General features: G+C 41.4%; 3 protein-coding genes. All 3 read right to left on the bottom strand.

Going from position 1 to position 6,574, the window contains the following annotated elements; translation table 11 throughout:
- A partial coding sequence (locus R7E38_RS09000; RefSeq protein ID WP_226083199.1) for a DUF4011 domain-containing protein occupies window positions 1-4,765 on the bottom strand: 4,765 nt, incomplete at its 3' end.
- A gap of 64 nt (window positions 4,766-4,829) precedes the next feature.
- Window positions 4,830-5,324: a hypothetical protein gene (locus tag R7E38_RS08995; protein ID WP_226083200.1), complete on the bottom strand. Its 495-nt coding sequence runs from the start codon at window positions 5,322-5,324 to the stop codon at window positions 4,830-4,832.
- 279 nt (window positions 5,325-5,603) lie between these two features.
- On the bottom strand, window positions 5,604-6,491 hold the full coding sequence (locus R7E38_RS08990; RefSeq protein WP_226083201.1) for a LysR family transcriptional regulator: 888 nt from the start codon (window positions 6,489-6,491) through the stop codon (window positions 5,604-5,606).
- Window positions 6,492-6,574: the final 83 nt, after the last annotated feature.

Genomic DNA, 6,574 nt, shown 5'->3' with positions numbered 1-6,574 from the left:
CTTCTGCTTCTGCTTCTGCTTCTGCTTCTGCTTCTGCTTCTGCTTCTGCTTCTGCTTCTGCTTCTGCTTCTGCTTCTAGCAGTATGTCTCGCTCCCTTTCCACTTCAAGTATTTCTCTAAGTTTTGAGTCAATGTTTTCAATTGCATATTCAGGATCAATAAAGTAATCCGTTGACCATAACCTAACAATATTCCATCCTAGACCTTCCAAAACTATCTGTCTTACCCGATCTCTATCTCGGGCTGCAGGAGAAGAGTGGTACGTAGCCCCATCACACTCAACACCAGCTATGTACTTGCCAGGCTTGTCTGGATGAAGTACTCCGAGATCAACTCTAAACTTACTTACTCCTACTTGTGTTTGTATTTTCCAACCTTTAATTCTTAAAGCTTGAGCTACCGCTTCTTCAAAATCACTATCAAATTGATCGACTCCATGCTCTGCAGAAGCAATCTCAGATAAAGCAATTGGCCCCTTTTCTGCAAATTCAAGGAAGTGTTTTAAGTGCTCAACGGCAACCGAGTTCGTTCTGCTTAAATCAATCATTGAAGAGTCAAAACTACTAAAGACAACAACCTCCGTGGTTGCGCGAGTAATCGCAACATTTAAGCGGCGCTCTCCCCCGCTTTTGTTGAGTGGCCCAAAATTCATACTCATCGTTTTGGCTCCTGGCTCCTGGCTCCTGGCTCCTGGCTCCGTAGGACCATACGCGAGACTGAGCATGATTACGTCTCTCTCATCACCCTGAACTGACTCTAGGTTCTTAACAAAAACAGGATCTCTTCCTGACCCCTCTTGAAAGTATTTTTCGATAGCAGGGCTTTGTCTTCTTGCGTCGTCTAACAGATCTTCAATCGTTCTTTGCTGATCAGTATTTAAAGTTACTACACCTATAGACTTATCTTGTTCATATTTATCCAGTAATCTTCGAACAATTTCATTTACGACTGCTTTTGCTTCAGCCGTATTGTTGCGACCCGCTCCTTTAGCATAAATTCCATTAACTCGATGCAAAGAAACTGCTGAATCTTTTGTTTCTGAAGAAGGATAAGTTACTAATGAATTTTCATAATATTTATTATTTGAAAAAGCAATAAGGGTTTCATGCCTACTTCGATAATGTCCCATCAACCTTTTAAGCGGTAACCTCGCAGCAAGCGCTTGGTCAAGAATAGACTCTAGATCTTCTTCATCTGGATCATCCGAATTCCCTCGAGCAGAGAAAAAGTTTGTTGGGGGCATCTGTTTTGGATCACCGACAATGATTGCGTTTTTCCCTCTCGCTATAGCACCTACCGAATCCCAAGTGGTCATTTGTGATGCTTCGTCAAAAACAACCAAGTCAAATCCTCTGAAATCAGAGGGCAAAAACTGAGCAACGGACAATGGTGACATCATTAAACATGGACACAAATCCAATAACGAATGACCTAGCTCGCTAATCAAACTTCGGATTGGTATATGCCGAGTTTTTTTCTGAAGCTCTTTAGCTAATACACCAAATTGTTTCGAACTCTGCTCCATAGATTGTTGTGTAGGAGCACTCTTCGAAGCAAGTGCAACCACGTAATCGCTTGTAATCTTAGCAACACGTTCGTCTACCACTTGAAACTCTTTTATTGTTTGTTCATGCGTTGAAGCTTTGAACTTTCGAAGCTCATCGCTGGCATCAATAAGAAGTGGGGCGAGCCAATAAGAAAAAGCAACTCGAAATTGCTCATTTAACTCTTCAGGGTTACTTACTCCTGATTCCAGAGCTTTAACCATTACATCAAGCTTATTGTCATACGCCTTCTGCTTGACTGATTGCCACTCACACCAGTTTTTCAACTTGTTTGACTGAGTCTTTATATCATTAAAATTCCGATATAGTGATTCAAGTTCAGCTTGCTCGGATATACTGACTCCAAGTTCCGCAACAATCGAATTCGAGTTTTTGAATTCTTTTACCGCCTTGGAAAAGTTATTTAGGCTTGAATATACTTTCGACTCTTCTAAAAACTCTCTCCCATCTACAAACCATTTTCTTATCGCAATCAATATTTCAGAGGGTTCATCAGTCAAGCTAACTAGGTTAGATACAATCTCACGAATTTTTTTCCCTGTTACTGCAGTGCTTTCTAATATTTCGTGAGACGTATCCCAACCTTTCCAGACCGAGTAGTCCCCAATAATGTTGATATGTTCTTCTATTGAGCTCTTGAGCTTCTGAACCGTCGCAATTTTTTCAAGAAGCAACAAATCTTCAATTTGAGACAGGCCAAACTCTTTCGCTTCGCGATTTATCTTACGCTTGCGAAATATTGCTTTAAACCAACTTGTTTTAGCTTCTTCAGCCAATTGTAGCCATCTCTCTGTGGGTAACTTAGACAAGTTGTCGCTAGTCACGCCATGCGATATGTCTTTAAGCTGCTGGTCGTAATCTGCTTTTAATACCGACAACTCTTGAATGGCTGCAATTCGTTCTTTTGAACCAGAATCTACAGCGAATGCAATATCTTCAAACGTTGCGATCATTGCCAACTCATAAGCACTTTCTAGTACTTCAACATTTTTAAGCGTTTGGCGTATCGAGGTAAGCGAAAAACTCGATTGAACCTGTTGTGTCCAATCTATTAAGACATCGTAGTTTTTTAACCAGTCATCAATAACAGCAAGTAAATTAGACTGCCAAACATTCGACCACTCAGTAGCAAAAACTGGCATAAATGCGTTGATGTTCAAGCCCTTAATATCAGAGAATGCTAGTGCTAGCCTCCCGACTAACTCTTTAATCCTAACTAAATCCTCTTTTGTAGAAATAGGAGCTGCTGTTATGTCAGGGAGCCAATCTAGCTTGACTTTTAAGGTTTCACCATTTAATGCAACGGTAGAGATAGCGTCTCTGGCTGAGATTCCAAATGCCGATTTTCCATGTAAAGCACGAACATAATTGTTAAGCTCATCTCTCCTCGACTTGAGCTCTATAATATTCGCTTCCCATTCTTCAGAGCTTAAACCCTCTCTTTTCTGCCATGCCTTATTTAATTGTTCAAGAACTGCTCGTTTGTTCGCTTTATTGCTATGTAGTTCCAAGCAAAGATGATCCAAACCTACTTTCTGTAAACGGCGATATACCACATTCAGTGCAGCCATTTTCTCCGCGACAAAGAGTACTTTTCGCCCGAGCCCGATATTATGAGCAATGATATTAGCGATAGTCTCTGACTTTCCGGTTCCTGGAGGCCCTTCCAGAACGAAATCTTGTGAACGAGCAGAAGCATCCACTGCAACCAACTGAGAACTGTCGCAGTTCAAAGGCGTATAAATCGAGGCAGGATCTAATTTCTCATCAATTTCTTCTCGTTCGATAAACGAGCTCTCTTGGGGGTATGGGTCCCTAGGGTTATCAACTAAATGCTTAACAAATAAATTTTCCTTGAGATCATCTAACCGATCTTTAAGATCTTTCCACATCAGATATTTAACGAAAGAGAAAGAACCTAAAACTAGCTCTTCCACTAACTCAAAACCAGCTTGTTCCTTAACGGCGTCTCTTACTCTGTGCCATACATAAGGTACATCTATACCACTATCATCCATCGGTAATTCATCTCGAAATTCACTTAGGTTGATATCATGCTCGGATTGCAGAAACTCAATAAGAGTAAGATTAAAAATTGGTTCTTCTTCTTGAAGTTGCTCGACGTAAACAGACGCACGAGCACTACGACGGGTAAGCTTTACGGGAATTAATAATAGAGGAGCTTTATAACTTCTTGTATCTTCTGGGTTCTCTTTCCATTTCAAAAAGCCAAGCGCTAGAAAAAGCGTATTCGAACCACCCTCTTCCAGATCATTTTTTGCTTTTCGGAACAACTCTATAGAGTTTCGCTCTAATCGATTAGGTGACTGATTAGCAATCAGAATCTTATTCTGAATTTGATTGAACGCGTAGCTTCGATGGAGATCAGACCCGGACTGAAGACGAAACAATTCGTTATCGCGCTCAGAGTCAAAGTAAGGACTTTCCTGTGCAGACTGAAACTTAAATTTTACGCCATCTGCCAACATATCTTCGATCGCAGCAATATCAGGACAATATAATTTGATCGCAATGGCTCGGTCACTAAAGTTAAGAAGGCTATTTTTCTTTGTTAAATCAAGAAGCTTGCGTGACCAAGTATCGATCCTAGTTTCTGGAGTTTCCTCTATAACTTGTTCTTCTTTTCGCACAGGGGGTAACGGTGGAACAACAGGTAACATCAGCTCAATTGAAGTATCTTCTGACGTTTTTTCTTTTCGTGTAGCTTCTACGGTTGAGAGTGGTTTTATCGCTTGCGCTCTCGCTTGAGCAATATCAATGACCATCACAAAATGTTTTTCATGTTCTTCTGATAGCAATTCTCGAGCATGCTCTCTCGACTGCTCAAAAGTAATTGGAGAGTCACTAGTAACTAAAGTCGTTTCAAACAACACTAGATCACGGTTATCTATCCGTTTTCTTACATCCTGAGGGTCATCATTTGTTAAGATAGGTAATCTTTCATCAATAAGCCAAGCACCCGCAAAAGCATGACCTTCCGTGATTGCCACGACAGGATTCAAACCCATTGCTTCGATACAACTAGCAAACAGCACAGACAAATCCAAACAAGCCGCCATTCTGGAATTACTAATATCAGAAGGCAGCCTAACGCGCTGACCCAATTTCGCAAACCCCTTAGGCGGGCTTACATAAGCTAGCTTTTCTTGAAAAATTACGTTCCACAAAGCTGCGATCATTAGGTACGGCTTTTCACGTGTATTCGACTGATAGCCATCGACAGAGCGCCCATAGCCACCTTTTTCAAGAACTTGTGTAACCTTGTGAATAAGATACACCGTTGGGCTTGACAAATGCACCTAACAGAGCTGGTTGACGGATCTCTCCGCCCCAATAATCAGCAGGCAGAACATCAAGAGGAACTTTACACTCTTTGAGTACCTCTCCATCGTCACTCATCAATTTAAAAAACAAAGATAGTTTTACTTCTTCAGTGAACCCAAACAGCTTATCAAAGGGAAACTGTAACTCTTTTACTTTTAAACTTACTACCTCACCAGGCTCTAAGCGATCAATATGCCATGATGTTTCATCTAGCCAGCCTTCAACTCCTTCGAGTTTAAGAACAAGCGACCGATATGTGGGGGATTCTTGTTCCTCTTTTTTAGGGTAACTCACTCGGATAGACTTAATTATTGGATAAGAGTTTTGCTGAGCAGCAAGTGAAAAAGTCGGAGTAATATCAATATCTAATTCAATGCCGTTAATTAATGTCTCTTGGACACTTGTATCTAACACTTTCAATTCCTTCCAGCTGGCTGACATATGAAACTGAGTTAACTTTTACTCTCTCAATACATTCAAGTCTAACTGGAATTTAAAATTCTATGATTATTGATGGGTCATACAGTAAATATTGATAAAATAATATCTATTTAAACAGCTCTAACGTGAAACAAATCACAATGAAAATATGATACAACTTATTAAGTGTATATCGTATTTGGATCACCAAAGAACAAAAACGTTTATAAAACGAAGCCTTTTTATCAAGCGGTGTTGAGCTAATGATTTGGCCTAAAGCAGAGCCTCAACATGACCGATGTGCATGGCTACTTTTAGCGCTTGTTTATTGAGATTAGATGCCTCCCAAGCAACAACAACATGACTAGTGAGAGGGATATCCTCAATCTCGGCGACTGTCGCGGAATCATCGAGATGTTCAGCCAGTGAGCGCGGAACGAGAGCAATACCTAACCCGGCCTGCGCCATGGCAATCGTCGTACGAAGTTGCGGTGCTGCGAACTGTGGTTCGAGCCTTACTCCTGCGTCGGCAAAAAGTGTGCTCATGCCATCAAACAATGCGGGGCCCGTCTCTCGTGGAAACAGTAAAATTTTATGGCCTCTCAACTGTTTCATCTGGATACAGGGATATTTTGCCAGTTCGTGCCCCGCCGGAATCACCGCGACAAACGGGTCGTTAAACAACACCTTGTGCTCAAAAGGCTCACTGGCGTAACAGGGTAGCCGCATGATTGCGAAATCAAGTTGTTTGCTTTTTAACTGAGTGGCAAGCTCTGGCATTGATAGTTCCGCCGTCTGTAAATGAACCCCATTCTCTTGAATACGCCCAATCCTCTCCAATACCTTAATGCAGGTTGATGTTGACGTCGCGAACCCAATTTTAACCTGCGTATTTTCACCACGGGCAATCTGTCGGGCTTTTGCTTTAGCGCGTTCCACATCAGCAAGAATATTTACCGCATCCGTATAAAAGACTTGCCCTGCATGGGTCAGTTCTACTCCTCTAGACAAGCGCTTAAATAAGTCCACGCCAAGCTCGTGCTCTAGCTTTTTGATTTGTTGACTCAAAGGAGGTTGCGCAATCCCTAACTGTTCAGCTGCTCGGGTAAAGTGACGAGTCTCGGCGACCGCGACAAAATACTTCAGGTAGCGAAATTCCATATATTTTCCATATCAAAATAAATCTTTTTTATATTGGATTTAGCACCGTGTAGAAGTCAATCTAAATATACTCTTCATTGCAT

This window comes from Vibrio sp. Vb2131, assembly GCF_033338535.1.
GTDB classification, from domain to species: domain Bacteria; phylum Pseudomonadota; class Gammaproteobacteria; order Enterobacterales; family Vibrionaceae; genus Vibrio; species Vibrio alginolyticus.
Note: the sequence above shows the minus strand (reverse complement) of the source record. Positions and strands in the feature narration are given on the sequence as shown.

Coding starts and splice junctions, on each gene's coding strand:
- R7E38_RS08990 (WP_226083201.1), bottom strand. CDS start 6,491: ATGGAATTTCGCTACCTGAAGTATTTTGTCGCGGTCGCCGAGACTCGT.